Source organism: Streptomyces sp. RLA131, assembly GCF_056270125.1.
Genome location: NZ_JBWDOQ010000002.1, coordinates 7220173 through 7235895, shown reverse-complemented (window position 1 = coordinate 7235895; position 15723 = coordinate 7220173). Strand labels below are relative to the sequence as shown.

17 protein-coding genes are annotated in these 15723 nt (G+C 71.7%); 5 read left to right on the top strand and 12 right to left on the bottom strand.

The annotated features are described in order from the left end of the window. Positions 1-137: 137 nt before the first annotated feature. Positions 138-632, top strand: coding sequence for a MarR family winged helix-turn-helix transcriptional regulator (locus RWE79_RS33720; protein WP_475943867.1), 495 nt, complete (start codon positions 138-140; stop codon positions 630-632). Continuing rightward, positions 629-1093 carry a MarR family transcriptional regulator gene (locus RWE79_RS33715; protein ID WP_475943866.1) on the top strand — a complete coding sequence of 155 codons (465 nt, stop codon included), beginning with the start codon at positions 629-631 and terminating at the stop codon, positions 1091-1093. Before RWE79_RS33720 ends, RWE79_RS33715 begins: the two co-directional genes overlap by 4 nt. A 68-nt stretch (positions 1094-1161) precedes the next feature. Here RWE79_RS33715 and RWE79_RS33710 read toward each other — a convergent pair whose 3' ends face one another. From RWE79_RS33710 to RWE79_RS33675, 8 genes are all read right to left on the bottom strand, one after another. Further along, the gene (locus RWE79_RS33710; protein WP_475943865.1) at positions 1162-1881 is read right to left on the bottom strand and encodes an SRPBCC family protein; all 720 of its coding nucleotides are present in this window, start codon (positions 1879-1881) and stop codon (positions 1162-1164) included. Positions 1882-1883: 2 nt separating this feature from the next. Then, complete coding sequence (locus RWE79_RS33705) at positions 1884-2480, bottom strand: winged helix-turn-helix domain-containing protein (protein ID WP_475943864.1); 597 nt, start codon at positions 2478-2480, stop codon at positions 1884-1886. A gap of 105 nt (positions 2481-2585) precedes the next feature. Beyond that, positions 2586-4124, bottom strand: coding sequence for an MFS transporter (locus RWE79_RS33700; protein WP_475943863.1), 1539 nt, complete (start codon positions 4122-4124; stop codon positions 2586-2588). A 142-nt stretch (positions 4125-4266) separates the two neighbouring features. Continuing rightward, a complete protein-coding gene (locus RWE79_RS33695; protein WP_475943862.1) occupies positions 4267-4671 on the bottom strand; it encodes a hypothetical protein in 405 nt (134 codons plus the stop codon). 148 nt (positions 4672-4819) lie between these two features. After that, positions 4820-5185 carry a four-helix bundle copper-binding protein gene (locus tag RWE79_RS33690; RefSeq protein WP_475943861.1) on the bottom strand — a complete coding sequence of 122 codons (366 nt, stop codon included), beginning with the start codon at positions 5183-5185 and terminating at the stop codon, positions 4820-4822. 108 nt (positions 5186-5293) lie between these two features. Beyond that, positions 5294-5839 (bottom strand): O-acetyl-ADP-ribose deacetylase, encoded by a 546-nt coding sequence (locus RWE79_RS33685; protein WP_475943860.1) that lies wholly within the window; start codon positions 5837-5839, stop codon positions 5294-5296. Positions 5840-5863: 24 nt separating this feature from the next. Beyond that, positions 5864-6712 (bottom strand): NUDIX hydrolase, encoded by an 849-nt coding sequence (locus RWE79_RS33680; RefSeq protein WP_475943859.1) that lies wholly within the window; start codon positions 6710-6712, stop codon positions 5864-5866. Positions 6713-6854: 142 nt separating this feature from the next. Continuing rightward, complete coding sequence (locus RWE79_RS33675; protein ID WP_475943858.1) at positions 6855-7616, bottom strand: pirin family protein; 762 nt, start codon at positions 7614-7616, stop codon at positions 6855-6857. 147 nt (positions 7617-7763) lie between these two features. Here RWE79_RS33675 and RWE79_RS33670 point away from each other — a divergent pair, with 147 nt between their 5' ends. Further along, positions 7764-8918 (top strand): maleylacetate reductase, encoded by a 1155-nt coding sequence (locus tag RWE79_RS33670; RefSeq protein ID WP_475943857.1) that lies wholly within the window; start codon positions 7764-7766, stop codon positions 8916-8918. A 38-nt stretch (positions 8919-8956) separates the two neighbouring features. Here the strand turns inward: RWE79_RS33670 and RWE79_RS33665 are convergent, their stop codons facing one another. Further along, positions 8957-10075 (bottom strand): LCP family protein, encoded by a 1119-nt coding sequence (locus RWE79_RS33665; protein WP_475943856.1) that lies wholly within the window; start codon positions 10073-10075, stop codon positions 8957-8959. A gap of 202 nt (positions 10076-10277) precedes the next feature. Here RWE79_RS33665 and RWE79_RS33660 point away from each other — a divergent pair, with 202 nt between their 5' ends. Then, complete coding sequence (locus tag RWE79_RS33660) at positions 10278-12005, top strand: hypothetical protein (RefSeq protein WP_475943855.1); 1728 nt, start codon at positions 10278-10280, stop codon at positions 12003-12005. 72 nt (positions 12006-12077) lie between these two features. Here RWE79_RS33660 and RWE79_RS33655 read toward each other — a convergent pair whose 3' ends face one another. Then, positions 12078-12749, bottom strand: coding sequence for a cutinase family protein (locus RWE79_RS33655; protein ID WP_475943854.1), 672 nt, complete (start codon positions 12747-12749; stop codon positions 12078-12080). 206 nt (positions 12750-12955) lie between these two features. Here RWE79_RS33655 and RWE79_RS33650 point away from each other — a divergent pair, with 206 nt between their 5' ends. Beyond that, on the top strand, positions 12956-13342 hold the full coding sequence (locus tag RWE79_RS33650) for a carboxylesterase family protein (RefSeq protein ID WP_475943853.1): 387 nt from the start codon (positions 12956-12958) through the stop codon (positions 13340-13342). A gap of 125 nt (positions 13343-13467) precedes the next feature. Here RWE79_RS33650 and RWE79_RS33645 read toward each other — a convergent pair whose 3' ends face one another. After that, complete coding sequence (locus RWE79_RS33645) at positions 13468-14682, bottom strand: PucR family transcriptional regulator (protein ID WP_475943852.1); 1215 nt, start codon at positions 14680-14682, stop codon at positions 13468-13470. Positions 14683-14803: 121 nt separating this feature from the next. After that, positions 14804-15718 carry an alpha/beta hydrolase gene (locus RWE79_RS33640; protein WP_475943851.1) on the bottom strand — a complete coding sequence of 305 codons (915 nt, stop codon included), beginning with the start codon at positions 15716-15718 and terminating at the stop codon, positions 14804-14806. Between the last annotated feature and the right edge of the window lie 5 nt (positions 15719-15723).

Sequence of the window (15723 nt, the reverse complement as noted above, 5' to 3'; positions counted from 1 at the left end):
ACGCCGAGGACGAACAGGTCGATACGGCTGACCCCAGATCGCGTGCTCACATGCCGGCGTCGCCGGTCTGTTCGGGGTGCGCCGTCGCGTCCGCAAAATAGTAGCCATGTACATAGTAGCCATGTACTCTATTCGACATGAGCAAGGTTTCACCGGGCCCCACGCCCGGCTTCCTGGTATGGCGGCTCGCCAACAAGTGGCGCGTCGCGGTCGATCGCGCGGTGGCTCCGCTGGGTCTCACCCACGCGCAGTACTCACTGGTCGCGTCGCTGTACGGCATGCAGCGCACCGGCGAGCGGCCCAGCCAGCGCCGACTCGCCGACCACACCGGCCTGGAGGCGCTGTACGTCTCGAAGCTGGCGCGCGCCCTGGAGTCGGCCCGTCTGATCGAGCGCACCCGCGACCCCCGCGACCCCCGCGCCGTACAGCTCGCCCTCACCGAGCAGGGCCAGGCCGTCACGCGGCAGGCCATCTCGGTGGTCCAGGAACTGCTTCAGCAGTTGCTGGAGCCGCTCGGCGGCCTCGACGCCCCGCGGACGCGCGCGTTCACCGACGAGCTGACGACCCTGCTTGACGCACCTCTCACTCCATCCGTACCGAACGACGAGAGCACTCAGGGGACAACACCATGACCACGACGGCATCCACCGCCACGACCACCGCACCCGTCGCCGGCGCCCGCGACCTCGGCCTGGCCCACTACGCCGCCCGTGGCGTCCTGGAGCACGTCCTGGCCCGGCACGGCATCACGTTCCGGCAGCAGATCACCCTGCGCGCCGCCCTCACCGCCGACACCTCACAGACGCCGGACGATCTCGTCACCCAGGTCCAGGACTCCCTCAAGGCCGATCCCGCCGACATCCGCGCCACTGTCGACGAGCTGCTGGTCAAGCACCTGCTCGTCGCGAACGGCGCGCACCTTCGCCCCACGGACGCGGGGCGCGAGCTGATGGCCGCCGTCGGCGCGGAGACCGCCCCCATCAGCGCCCGCATCTGGGGCGGGATACCCGCAGAGGACCTGGCCGCCGCCGGCCGCGTCCTCGCCCTGGTCACCGAGCGCGCCAACGCGGAGCTTGCGGCGCTGACCGCCTGACCGCCGGACCGCCTGACCGAGCCGATCGGTGAACCCCGGGCGGGCGCGGTGCCCCGCCTGTACGCGCGCTACGCCGCGTACAGGCCGTCCAGCCACGACTGCCAGGCGTGCAGGGTCTTGTCGGGGTCGGCCGTCCCGTCGAAGACATGGAGGGCGATGCCGACCGGGGCGCCGAACGCGTTGCGGCCGAAGAAGCGGTAGAGGGCGTCGTCGGTGCGCAGGCCGACGAAGTCGGGGTTGAGGTAGTCGACCACCGCGTCCTGCGGGTCCGCGCCGGGCAGGCCGACGCGCAGCGTGTCGTCCCGCCCGGTGGCGTCGGTGATGCCGAGCGCGCTGCGCAGGACACGGAAGCCGTCCGGCGCGCTGGAGGCCGCGGGGGCGTTCGCGGAGAGGTAGGTGACGGGGCGCCGGCTGAAGTGGGTGAGGTACTGGGCGAGGGTGTGCAGGTAGAAGTCGGTGTGCTTGGCGGCGCCGTCGTACTGGTTGTCCCAGTCGTCGGTGAAGATGCCGCTGTGCACGTAACGGAACCAGGTGGTGCCGCCCTCACGGCCCTCGATGACGTGTTCCAGCTGGTTGAAGAAGCCGTCCTCGCCCTCGACACGGGTGACGAAGTGGTGCGGTGGATCCCAGACCGTCACCTTGCCGCCGAACGCGGCGGCCCCGCCGACGCGCGGTTCGAAGTCCATCGGCCAGAGCCAGCCCCCGGTGCCGGTGGTGACGGCGTCCCAGTACTCCTGCGGCGTGGTGGGGATCTCGCCTTCACGGCTGATCTCGAATTCCCTGGACATGACTACTCCTCTGACTTCCTGAGACTCGGGTGCAGGGCGACGACCAGGCGGTGACCTCGGCCGCCGGCCGCGCTCTCGTCGTGGTACTTGGAGATCAACGTGCCCATCGCGTCGGTCAGTTCGGCCGCGAAGGCGGCCCGGTCGGCGGCCGAGGCGAAGCGCACCTCGCTGTCGATGGCGTACGTGGCCAGCTTCTGGCGGGCCGCGGCGGCGCCGGTGATCAGCTGACCGACCTCCTGGACGAGGCGGGCGGCCAGCGCCAGCAGCCAGCGTGCGGAGCGCTGGTCGGGGGAACGGGAGGGGTCGGGGGCGACCAGGGGCAGGGCGGCCGGGGAGATGACGTACGAGGCGGCGGTGGCCCGCAGGACGCGTTCCGTGCAGTTGCCCTTGCGGCGTTCCTCCACGAGCTCGACAAGGCCGTGCCGTTCGAGCGCCTTGAGGTGGTAGTTGGCCTTCTGCCGGGTCAGGCCGAGGGCGGCCGTCGCGGCCAGCGTGCTGGCGGAGCCCGGCTCCGCGAGGGCGGCCAGCAGGCGGGCCCGCACCGGGTCCAGCGTCGCCTCGGCGGCGGCCGGGTCGTCGATCACTGTGACGTCAAGCATGGACCCACCGTCGCACCGACAACTTTTTTTGTCAAGGAGGTCAATACTGTCGGTGGTGCGCGGGCGGAAGGCTCGGCCGGCGCTCGGGCAGCGCTCGGACGGTGCTCAGTCGGTCGCCGAGGAGGCCGGCGCCGGGGCCGTGCCCTGGAGACGCGCGAGGTCGGCGGGGCGCACCTGGATCACCAGCAGGGCGATCAGCGCCGCGATGACGGTGAAGGCGGCCGCGACCAGGAAGGCCGTGGTGATCCCGGTGGTGAGCACCTGGTCGCCCCAGGTGCCCGGGAGCTGACCGGTGCGCCGCAGGAACAGCCGCTCGCCCGGGGTCGCCTGCGCGAGGAAGGAGGGCAGCTGGTCGACGGCCTCGTTGCGGCTGGCGGTGCCGAAGACCGTGACCAGGATGGACAGGCCGAGCGAGCCGCCGACCTGCTGGGTGGCGTTCAGCAGTCCGGAGGCGGCTCCGGTCTCGTACGGGGCGACCCCGGAGACCGCCGTCAGGGTCAGCGCCACGAACTGCAGGCCCATGCCCAGGCCGAACAGCAGCATGGGGCCGAGAATGCTGCCCGCGTAGGTGCTGTGGATGTCGGTGAAGGTCAGCCAGGTCAGCCCGCCGGCCGCCAGCAGCGCGCCGCCGACCATCAGCGGTTTGGGGCCCAGCCGGGGCAGTTGCCTGGACGAGATCCCGGCTCCGACGGCGATGACCACGCTCACCGGGAGAAAGGCCAGGCCGGCCTGGATCGGACTGAAGTCGAGGATGTCCTGCACGAAGAGCGTAAGGAAGAAGAACATGCCGAAGATCGCGGCGGCCAGGCTGAGCATGATTCCGTAGGTGCCGGCCCGGTTGCGGTCAGCGAACATGTGCAGCGGGGTGATCGGCTGCGCCGTACGCCGCTCGATGGTGACGTAGGCGGCGAGCAGTGCCACGGCCAGCACAAAGGCGCCGATCGTCAGCGGATCGCGCCAGCCTTCCTGCGCGGCGCGGATGAACCCGTAGACCAGGGAGGTCATGCCGAGGGTGGAGGTCAGCGCCCCGGCGAGGTCGAAGCGGCCGGGATGGCGGGCGGACTCCCTGATGACGCGGGGGGTGGCGAGGGCGATGAGGACGGCGATGGGTACGTTGACGAAGAAGATCCAGCGCCAGTTGAGCCATTCGACCAGGATCCCGCCCGCCAGCAGCCCGATGGCACCGCCGCCGGCCGAGACGGCGGCGAAGACACCGAAGGCCCGGTTGCGGGCCGGTCCCTCGGTGAAGGTCGTGGTGATCAGCGCCAGCGCGGTCGGCGAGGCGATGGCCCCGCCGACGCCCTGGAGGGCACGCGCGGCGAGCAGTTCGCCGGAGTTCTGGGCGAAACCGCCGAGCAGCGAGGCCAGTCCGAAGAGCAGCACGCCGAAGACGAAGACCCGTCTGCGGCCGAGAATGTCGCCGGTCCGGCCGCCCAGGAGCAGCAGCCCGCCGAAGGTCAGTGTGTAGGCGTTGATGACCCAGGCCAGGCTGGTGGTGGAGAAGTCGAGTGCGGTCTGGATGTGCGGCAGCGCGATGTTGACGATGGTGATGTCGAGGACCACCATCAGCTGGCAGGAAGCGATCACGACGAGGGCGATGCCGTTGCGTGCCGTCTTCCGCGACTTCGGGGTTGCGGTCGTCATACCGGCCTCTGCCTGGTGCCGAGCGTCAGTGAACGGTGGCGTTCACTTGATCAACGCTAGGTGCGCACTCCCCTGATCGCAATTTCTCACCCGCGCCCGCCGACGGCCACGCCCATCACGCCCGTCAGGCCCGTCAGGCCCGTCACGCCGCCCGGATCAGTCCGACCGCCAGCGCGACCAGCGCCACGGCGATGAGCAGCCCGCCGATCCTGGTGAGCGTGGTGCCGACCGAGCCGGCGCCCTCCCGGCCGACGCCCAGATGCACGAAGAAGCCGCCGGACTGGGCCAGCACACCGGCCAGCAGCATCACGCCGTACAGCCATTCCAGGCCGTCGGAGAACCCCGCCCGCGGCAGGTAGAGCAGATAGACCAGGGACAGCACCAGCAGGACGCCGGCGTGCGCGTGGCCGGCGCGGAAGAAACGCTCGCGCAGCTCGCCGAGTCTGCCATGGTCGGTGGTGATGAAGCGCAGCAGCGCATGGCCGCCGAACTCGACGGTGACGATCGACAGGATCGAGGCGATCGGCAGGATCTCCGTGGGCTCCATGGACTCTCCTAGATCGCCCGGACAATGACGCACAGGCTAGGCGGCCGAGGGCCCCGGCGACCGGGGAAGGGAACACTCCGTCTGTGGAGATCCGCCAGGTACGCCAGGAGCGCCGCCGGCAGCGGGCCGACGGCGCTCCGTGGTCACGTCAGGCGGCGGCGCCGGCCATCGTGCGGCACATCTCGGCGCAGCTCCGACACGATTCGGCGCAGCGCATCATCTGGGGATCGTCGGGCATGGACATACAGGCCTCGGCACACATGTCGCACGCGCGTGCGCACATCGCGCACATCTCGGCGGACAGTGGCGACCGGCGCATCATCATGTCGGCGCACATGCGGGTCAGCTCGGTGCAGTCCATGAGCGCGCGCATGATCTGCATCTGCTCGTGGCCGCCCATGGACGACATGCAGGAGCTCATCGTCTCCTCGCACATGCTGTGGCACGACATGCACGCCTGGACGCAGGCCTGCATGTCCTTGCTCATCGGGGTCATCGACGCGGACTGGGTCATGATGCCTCCTCGGGAACGGGGGCGGCCGCTCCGGCAGCCCCGGTACCTCCGTCCTACGCCCCGTGGTCGCCGCGCGCCATCGCGCGGACCCGTTCGGTCCGCTTCCGGTTACACCCTGCTCAGCTCTGCCTCGAAGACGCGGTGGGCCGCCTCGTCGAACAGTACGAAGCGCAGCTCGTCGAACCGGTCCCCGGAGGCCTTCCCGGAGGCCTCCCCGGAGCCCTCCTCCGATACGGTGCCCAGCGCGATCCGGGCGGCGTCCTCCATCGGCCAGCCGTAGACGCCGGTGGAGACGGCGGGGAAGGCGACCGTGCGGGCCCCCAGTCCGGCGGCGACGCGCAGCGACTCGCGGTAGCAGGAGGCCAGGAGGGCGGAGCGGTCCTCCTCGCGGGACCAGACCGGGCCGACGGTGTGGATCACCCAGCGGGCGGGCAGCCGCCCGGCGGTGGTGGCGACGGCCTGGCCGGTCGCCAGGCCCCGGCCGTAGTGGGAGTCGCGCAGCCCGCGGCACGCGGCGAGGATCTCCGGGCCGCCCCGTCGGTGGATCGCGCCGTCCACGCCACCGCCTCCCAGCAGGGAGGAGTTGGCCGCGTTCACGACGGCGTCGACGGCCTGCTCGGTGATGTCCCCGCGGACCAGCGTGATGTGCACCATGTCCCCGATCCTGCCATCGCGGGCCTACCAGTCGCAGGGCACGGTCAGATCCTTGATCGAGTCGCACAGCACGGCCGGGGTGCCGGGCCAGCCCAGGCGGTACCAGTGGGCGATGCGCCAGCCGAGCCGCTTGGGCCACAGCGGCAGCCCCGGCAGGTCCGCGACCGGGACCCAGACCGGCGACGCCTGTTCCACGTCGAGGTCGAGGGTGGCGCGCGGGCCGATCTCGCCGGCCGCCTCGACCAGGAAGTAGTGACCGGGATGGGAACCGCCCCACAGGTTCCGGTCGACGCGGGCGATCTCCCGGATCACGGTGCCGGTCATCCCGGTCTCCTCGGTGAGCTCGCGCAGCACGGCGTCCTGCGGGGTCTCCCCCGCCTCGATGCCGCCGCCGGGGATCTCGTACGTCTCCTGCGGCCGGTCCCAGTAGCGGATCAGCAGTATCCTGCCGTCCCGGATGACGACGGCGCCGGCCCGGGAGCGCTTCGGCGGGCGGCCGTCGGGGTCCTCCACCACCAGGCGGCCCTCCCACCACGGCTCGGCGGCCCAGGAACGCAGGATCGCCTCCCCCGCCGTCCAGGGGGTGATCGGCAGGTGGACGGCCTCGTCCCGGGTGAGCAGCCGGGCCCGGCCGGCGTCCCGGGCGGTGGCGCGGAAGTACAGATGGGTGGCGTCGGCGGTGCGCACCTCCAGCCGGGGCCCGGGTTCGATCTCGATCTCGATCTCGCTGCCCAGGGCGGTGCGGGCCACCCGGACGGCCGTGGCCGCGGCGTCGCCGCCCGGGGGGACGGGGGCCGCGGGCAGGGTGCAGGAATCCTGGACGGCGAGCCGTCCGTCGTGGAAGAGGATCACTCCGGCATGCAGTGACGACATCCTCCGGACGTTATCAACTGCGGGGCGGGGCAGGGCGAGTTGTTTTCCCGCCCCCACCCGCCCTACCCGACCCGCCCTACCCGCCCTACCCGCCCTACCCGACCCGCCCGACCCGACCCGCCCGTTCCCGGATGGCCGGGGATCAGCTGAACCGGACCGTGGCGTCCATCTCCCACAGCAGCACTTCCGCGCCCTCGGCGCCGGAGGTGAGCTGCTGACCCTCGGCACCGGTGATCCGGACGGCGTCACCCGCCTTGAGGAGGCCGGCGCCTTCGAGGGCGGCCTCGCCCTTGGCGACGTACACGTGGACGAAGGGGGCCGAGGGAACGGCCAGCGTCTCGTTCGCGCCCATCCGGGCGGCCTGGAGGGCGGCGTGCTTCTGCCGGATGGAGATGGCCCGGTGGTCGCGGTGCTTGGCCATCCCGGAGGCGACCGTGGTCCAGCCGCCCTTCGCCAGCTCGTCGTTGATGTCGAGCTGCTCGTAACCGGGCTGGATGCCCTGCTCGTCCGGCGGGATCCACATCTGCACGAAGTGGACGGGCTCGGCGTGCTCGGGCTCGCCGGTGAGCTTCCAGGAGTCGTTCTTCTCGCTGTGCAGGATGCCGGTGCCGGCGCTCATGCGCTGCGCGAGGCCGGGGTAGATGACGCCGTTGTGCCCCTCGGAGTCCTGGTGGACCAGGCCGCCGTCGAGGACCCAGGTGACGATCTCCATGTCGCGGTGCGGGTGGGTGTCGAAGCCGGTACCGGGTGCGACCACGTCGTCGTTGGAGACCAGCAGCAGCCCGAAGTGGGTGTTGCCCGGGTCGTAGTGCCGGCTGAAGGAGAAGCAGTGGTGGGAGTCGAGCCAGCCGGCGCGGGTGTGGAAGCGGTCGTCCGCGCGGCGCACGTCCAGCTGGGTGTTCATGGCTCTCCTTGCCTGTGGTGGTGACCTGCACCAACGTAACATGTTGAATATCGAACTATATTCCGCCGGCTCGGGTCCACCTCGGACGGCCGCTCCGAAGCGCATCCTGGGACGGGGACCGACCGGAAGGACGAGAGGTTACCGACGATGGGCACCGATTCCACCGAGCAGGCCCCGACCGCCGCGTCGGACGCGGCACGCGCACCGCGGCCTCGTCCCGCACCCGCCGTGAAGCGCGAGTTCGTCCACGAGACCCTGCCCGTGCGGGTCGTCTTCCGGCCCGGCGCCTCGACCACCGCCGTCGCGGACGAGGCCGGGCGGCTCGGGCTGCGCCGCGTGCTGGTCCTGTCCGGCTCCCGGGGCCGCGACGTGGCGCGGGCGGTGGCCGGTCCGCTCGGCGAACTGTGCGTGGGTCTGCATCCCGGCGCGGTGATGCACGTCCCGGTCGAGGTCGCCGACAAGGCGGCCGAGGTGGCCCGCGAACTGCGTGCCGACGGCTGCGTGGCGGTCGGCGGCGGCTCCGCCATCGGCCTCGGCAAAGCGCTGGCGCTGCGCGCGGGTCTGCCGCTGATCGCCGTGCCGACGACCTACGCGGGCTCCGAGATGACCCCCGTGTGGGGCCTGACCGAGAACGGCGTCAAGCGCACCGGCCGCGACCCGGCGGTCCTGCCGCGCAGTGTCGTCTACGACCCCGGGCTGACCACGTCCATGCCGCCCGCGCTCTCCGCCACCAGCGGCATGAACGCCCTTGCGCACGCCGTCGAGGCGCTCTACGCCCCCGACGCCTCCCCCGTCATCGCGCTGATGGCCGAGGAGGGGGTACGCGCGCTCGCCGCCGCCCTGCCCGCGATCGGCGCCGATCCGGCCGACCCCGACGCGCGCAGCCAGGCCCTGTACGGTGCCTGGCTCTGCGGGGCCTGCCTCGGTTCCACCACCATGGGCCTGCACCACAAGCTCTGCCATGTGCTCGGCGGCACCTTCGGACTCCCGCACGCCGACACCCACACGGTCGTCCTGCCGTACGTCCTGGCCTTCAACACCCCCGCCGTGCCGGAGACATCGGCGGCGCTGCGCAGGGCGCTCGGCGCCGCCGACGCGGTGGCCGGGCTGTGGGAGCTCGGCCGCCGCCTCGGCGCCCCGCGTTCACTCGCCGCGCTGGGGATGCCCCGCGACGGCATCGCCCGCGCGGTCCGGCTGGCCGCCGCCACGCCGTACGCCAACCCCCGCGAGGCCTCCCCGGACGATCTGCGCGCCATCCTCACCGCGGCCTACGAGGGGGCCGAGCCCGCCGCCGCCCGGTGAGCCGGGGGCGGTCGGTCGGGTCGGTCCGGTCGGTGCGGTCAGTCCTCGTCCTGGGTGAGGCTCTTGGGTAGTGCGGTGTCGTTGCGCAGCGCCGCCCACACCTTGCTCGCCGCGCTGGTGGCGACCACCCGGTTCGGGTCGGAGGGGGCGGTCGTCACCGGCATGGTGATGGAGGTGAGATCGTCCGAGCCGATCTCGCGCAGGCTCGACCCGAGGCTCATCAGCTCGCTCAGGGAGTCGAGATCGGTGTCGGTGGTGATGGCGCTGGTGGCGGTCGCCGCGACCGAGTAGAGCTTGGCGGGGTTGGTGAGCAGGTCGGCGGAGGCGATCTGCTCGGTCAGGGCCTTGATCAGCTGCTGCTGGAGCTTGATGCGCCCGAGGTCGCTGCCGTCGCCGTAGCCGTGCCGCGTGCGGGCGAACGCCAGGGCCTTCTTGCCGTTGAGGTGGTGGGTGCCGGCCGCGAGCTTGAGATGGCTCTTGTCGTCGTCGATGTCCTGGGTGGTGGTGACGGTCACCCCGCCCAGGGCGTCGATGAGTTCGGCGAAGCCGGTGAAGTCGATCTCGACGTAGTGGTCCATGCGGACGTTCGTGAGGGTCTCCACGGTCTTGACCGCGCAGGCCGCACCGCCCACCGAGAACGCGCTGTTGAACATCACGCCGTACGCGGCCGAGGTCGTACCGCCGCCGCTGGTGGGGCAGGAGGGCCGGTAGACGAGAGTGTCGCGGGGGATGCTGACGACGGTGGCCCCGGTGTGGGCCTCGTTGATGTGCACGATCATCGCGGTGTCGGAGCGGGCACCACTGGTGTCGCCGCCGCCGAGTGCGGCGTTGGCGCCGCTGCGCGAGTCGGATCCGAGGACCAGGATGTTCATCGCGCCCGTGGCGACGGGGGTTTCGGAGGCGGAGGCCGAGGCCGAGGCCGAGGCGGACGGTGTGGTGGCCGCCTTGGTGGGCCGGTCGGTGCCGAGCGCGCTGTTGATGTCGACGCTCTTGATGTTGTTGTCGAGGTTCCAGTAGGCGATGCCCGCGGCGGTACCGCCGAGGACGAGTGCACAGCCGAGGGCGATACCGGCCGTTATGAGGACGCGGGATCTGCGTCGTCGAGTTGGAGCGCTGCCGGGCTCGTCGGCCGGCGGCGCCGTGTGGTCTTCGGTCATGCGGACGAACTTAGGTGCGGAATGTTGCGCCCAGAACTACTGCGTGCTCTTTCTTGGGAAGATCTCATAATCATGGGAAAGCTCTCATGGAAAGCGGCCCGCGGGCGCGGACTGTCCGTGGCTGACAAAGGCGCGGCAGGGTGTACGAAATCTCCTCAGCGCCGCCTGAGACCCGGGCCGGCGCGGTCCTACTGTCCGGGACATGACTACGAGCCGTAAGAGATGTCCGAGGTGGCGGAGCACGGTGATCGCGAGCGCGCTCGCCGTCGGGTCGCTGGCCGGCGTTCCGACCGCGCACGCGACCCCGGCCCGCGTGGAGACTCCCGTCGCGTCCGGGTCACCGGTCACCGGCGTCACCGAGTCCGTGGTGAAGGTGAAGGTGCCGCTGCCGGCGTCGGTGGGCAGCCGTCCCGCCGCCTGCGACTGGCTGTCGTACCTGCGCTACCGGGCCGGCGACGGCCCGGTGCTCTCGTCCGACGCCGACCGGATCCTGGTCGCGCAGCCCGGCATCCTGGAAGGTGCGGGCGCCTTCGACAGTGTCGCCCGGAACACCGTCGCACAGGCCGCGAAGCTGGGCGAGCACATCGAGTTCTGGGCCCTGGACCGGCGTTCGAACTGCCTTGAGGACCGCAGCGGAATCCAGGCCGGGCTGGATTCCGGCGACCCGCACCGGGCGGTCGACTACTACTACAACGGCGCGTCGGTGGGCGGGCGGAAGTTCGCCGGCTTCCTGGACAACAGCCAGTACGGCTGGCTGTCGAAGCTCGGCCTGGAGCAGACCGTACGCGACGAGTACGACCTGCTGACCGCCGAACTGCCGTCGCCGGCCCTGCGCAGGAGCAAGGTGCTGTGCGGCGGCCACTCGCTCGGCGGGGTGCTCACCGGCTACTTCGCCGCCTGGGACTTCGACGGGAACGCGGCCACGACGGCCGACGCCGGGTACAACCAGTGCGCCGGCTACTTCGCCCTCGACACCACCATCTCCACCTCGCTCGGCGACCTGCAGGGCAGCATGCCCGCCGACATGGACATCCCGGACGTCGGCATCGGCTACGCCGCCGTACAGGCAGGTCTCGACAGCGGTCTGCTGCCGCGCGCGGTCGAGGCGCCCTCCGTCGTCAACGCCGAGACGATGACCCTGCTCTCGATCGCCGGACTGTGGGCCGCCGTCAGCCCGGACGGCGAGTCCGACCTCGCCGCCTCGGTGCCGCCGAACACCAATGTCGACACCACGAACCGGCTGCTGTTCTCGAAGGACGCCGCCACCTTCCTCCTGGGCACACCCACGGTGGAGGACTACCGGCTCACCAACGCGGCCGCGCTCGGCACGCTGACGGACGACAACTCGGTACCGCTGTCGTTCATCCAGTCCAGCGTGGGCTTCTACGACGGTGGCAGGATCGTCGACAAGAACTTCCCGGTGGCCAACGGCGACGACAGCTCGCGGGCCCTCACCGGCACCGAGTACAAGGCGATCCCGGCCGAGCCGCACGGTCCGCTGTACACCTGGCGCGACTACGACCGGGTGGGCGACGCCGACGACCCGGGGTACCGCTCGTCCGACGGGACGCCCTTCACCGACGCCACCAAGGAGGTCACCGACATCGGGGAACTCGCGCGCAGCCTGTCCGAGCAGCCGCTGGACTTCACCGAGGACTACTTTCCCACCAAGCTGGTCACCGATATCGAACTCGGTACGTCACCGCAGGTGAGCAGGTTCGTGGTCCATCCCGGCGGGCTGACCGCCAACCCCACGGTCACCTTGCTGGCCGGCGACGGCCTGCTGAGCGACAACCCGCCCGAGGACCTCGATCCGGTCATCGCACCCGGCTACCAGCACCTCGACGTGCTGACCGCCGCGCCGGAACAGAACAACGGCGAGCCGGAGACGGTCTCCACCCATCTCGCGGAGTTCGCGGCGCGGCACTGACCGGCACGGACACCAGGGGGCCCGGGGAGTCACAGCTCCCCGGGCCCCTCGGACGCGGCTCAGTACCGGCGGTCACACCTTCCCGGCGGCGAAGGCGGCCGCCTGGTCGGCGTCGGCGGTGTAGCCGAGATGGGCGAGGACGTCGTCACCGCCGTTCTCGCAGACCGGGTCGCCGTCCGCGCAGAAGTCGATGGTGCGGCCCTGGTAGGTGCCGGTGACACTCTTGCCCAGCGCCCGGATGGGGTTGCCGAAGAGCAGCACCGCGGCCACCCTCGGTTCCAGGGCGTCGGGGATGGTGGCGACGATGGGGCTGCCGACGGTCGCGCCCGCGCTGCTGATGCCGATCGAGTTGTCGACGACGTTGGCGCCCTGCGAGTAGCCGACCAGGATGAAACGCTGGTTGGGGCAGGAGGCCGCCTGGCTCCTGACGTGGTCGACGAGCTTGGCGTTGCCCTGCGCGGCCGAGGTGAGGGACAGGTCCGCCGGGTAGTCGACGCGGTAGCCGCTGAGGGTCTTGCCGGTGATCTTCTTCTGGAGCGCGGCGAGGACCGGGTCACCGACGATGGCGCCGAGGGTGCCGGGCTCGAAGGTGCCGCGGGCCGCGACGACATCGAGGTCCGCGCAGGCCGCCGAGGCGGTGGGCGCGGCCAGCGCGACCAGTCCTCCGCCGGCGGCGAGCGTCGCGGCCGCGACGGTCAGCCGTAACAGCCGGGATTTCATGTGGGGGAACACGTGGGGGAACATGTGGGGGAATCCTCCGCGGATGATGCGCACGACAGCGCGCCGAATGGGGTGGCCCGAAAGTAACGCGGCCGCATTCGAAGGTGTTAGTGACGGGAATGACAAAGCGGATCCCTTTTCCGCTCCGAATCCGAGTAGGGGAACCGCCTCGGATTCGGCAGAGTTGTCACAGGTGAGTGGCCCTGTGCGCAGGAAGGCGGGAAAACCCGATGCGCTCTGCCGGAATGGAAGTACGCGCCACCGCCGGGGCATTGCGCGGACGGGAGGTGGACGGTCTCGCCGTCTTCCGGGGCATACCCTTCGCGCAGCCTCCGGTCGGCACGTTGTGTTTCGCCGCACCCCGGCCCGTACCGCCGCGGGAGGGCATACGGGAGGCGGCCGACGCCGCGTACGACGGGGCGGTGCCCGCACGGCACGGCGTGGTCGTGGTGACCTTCAACTACCGCGTGGGCATGGAGGTTTCGCGCAGATCGAGGGTGCTCCCGTCAACCGTGGTCCGCTCGACCGGGTCGCCCGACCGGCGCCCACGGCCTGGACCTCCTTCGCCGCCCACGGCGATCCCGGCCGGCCCGCGTACGAGGACGGCCGGCGGCTGACCCGGGTGTGGGACACGGAGCCGGCCGTCGTGGCCTGTCCGGAGGAGGCCACCCGCGTACTGTGGCGCGGCCACATCTTCGGGGCGCTGCCGCTGCTCGCCGGGTGGCGGCAGGGCGGGGCGGCGTCAGGTGCCGGTGCGGCTGTCGGCCCGCGCGCGCAGGGCGACTTCGAGGTCGAAGCGGGTGTCCGGGTCGCGGAGCCGGTCTCCGAAGAGCTTGTCCAGCTGCCGCAGCCGGTAGCGCACCGTCTGCGGATGAACGTGCAGCCGGGCGGCCACGTCGCCGACGCTGCTGCCGCTCTGCAGCCAGGCGAGCAGGGTCTCCGCGAGCCGGTCGCGCTGGGGCCGGGAGGCGGCGTCCAGCGGGGCGAGGACCTGCTCGGAGAGCCTGCGCAGCAAGGTCTCGTCGCTGTGCAGCAGCAGCGTCGACAAGTGGTCGGCGCACCGCACGACCCCGCGTGGGGGAAGGACGCCGCGTCCCATGAGGGCCAGCGTGCGCGTGGCGAGGCGCAGTGAGTCCGCGGCCTCCGCCAGCGGGACGGTGGGGCCCACGGCGGCCGGCCGGCCCCGCAACGCCAGGGAGAGGTTGCGGCCGCGTGGCCGGCCGGACGACTCGGGGTCGGGAAGGATCATGCGGGGCGGCCGGGCGTCCATGTCGGCCAGGACCCCGCCGGGTACCAGGAAGCGGTCCGGGGTGTCCGCCTGCGGGGCGGCCGCGAACGCGACGGCCGCGACGAAGCGCGGCACTGGCCACTGCGCGCTGTGTGCCAGGTCCTGGACCGCCTCCTCCGGGGCCGGCGGGTCGGTGAGCAGCAGGTCGAGGAGGCGTTTGCGGCGGCGTTGCAGCTCGCCGGTGCTGCGCAGCCGCGCCTCGGTGTATCCGGCGGTCGCCGCCTCCGCGACCTCGTGGATGGCCACCATCGCCGCTTCGGCGAGTCCGGCCAGCAGCACGGCGTCGAGTTTCTGTTCCTCCGCCAGCTGGCTCATCAGACGCCAGGCGACCCGTCCGCCGATCCGCAGTGCGGACTGCAGGGCGTCCAGGCTGCGGCCCTCCAGGGCCTCGCCGCGGCCGATCTCGTAGTAGGTGGCGGAGATCGACTCCCAGTCGCGCAGCGGGTCGGCGACCAGGTCGACGAAGAGGGTGAGGGCCTGTACGACGCCGGCTCTGAGGTTCTTGACGTAGTTGTCACCGTGCCTGGCGTACTCCGGGACGCTGACGCGTACCTCGCGTTCGACCTCGTCGGCGGTCTCCTCCAGCCGCTCGCGCAGGAGTTTGACCAGATCGTCGGGCACGGCGGTGAAGGCATCGCTCGATATGCGGTGGGGCGTGGGGATCACCATGGCGGACGCTCCTTTCCGCTTGGCCGTTCGGCCGTCAACAGTATCGGCTGCCGGTCGCACCGGTCCCGTGCCGGTCGCACAGCCGGCGGCCGGTTTTTGTCCTCAGGTGACAATGCCGTCGCTAAAGCCCCAGTGCCGAGGCGAGAATCGGCCAGGATGCGGTGAACTCCGCCTGCCAGTACTTCCAGCTGTGGGCGCCGCCCGAGTAGAAGTGCGTCGTCACCGCGACACCGAGCAGGCCCAGCGTCGTGGTGAAGCTGTGGGCGGCCGGCCACAGCGCGCTCTCCAGAGCCTCGGGGAACAGGTCACCGGTGCTGCCGGCCAGGCCGCTGCCGGCCGAGACGTACAGCGGCGTGCCGCGCAGCCCGGAGGCGCGGGCCCGGGGGTTGAAGTCGCGCCAGGTCGCGTACCGCAGGAGCGGGTCGCCCCACAGGGACCAGGCGGCCAGGCTCTCCCGGGCGACGATCGCGTCGACGATCGGCGGCACCCCGAGCAGCGTCGTGTCCAGGACGCCGCTGTACGAGGCGGCGGCGGTGAAGGCGCCGGGGTGGCGGGCGGCGTGGGCCATCGCGCCGTAGCCGCCGGTGGAGACCCCGGCCACGGCGCGGACGCCGGAGGCCCGGTAGGCGGCGCTCAGCACGGCGGGGACCTCGGTGAGCTGGAAGGTCTCGTAGTCGGTGCCGTCGAGCCACCGGGTGGGGATGCCGGTGGGGCCGCCGTCGGGCATGGCGACGATGAGGTCCAGGTCCTCGGTGAAGGCCTCGACGGCGGTCTCGCGGGTCCAGGAGGTGTAGTCGTCGTGGGCGCCGTGCAGCAGGTACAGCACCGGCCAGGTGCGGTCGGGACGGGTGTCGTGGGCGGTGGGCAGGATGATCCGGACCGGAGCGTCGCGGCCCAGGGCGGCGGAGGGGACCGACAGGTCGAAGGTGCGGTCGCCGAGTTGGGTCACGGCGCCCGCGCGGCCGGTCGCGGCGGTGCCGAGGCAGCCGGCGAGACCGGCGCCGGCGGCGGCTCTGATGAGGGTGCGGCGGTGCATGTGCG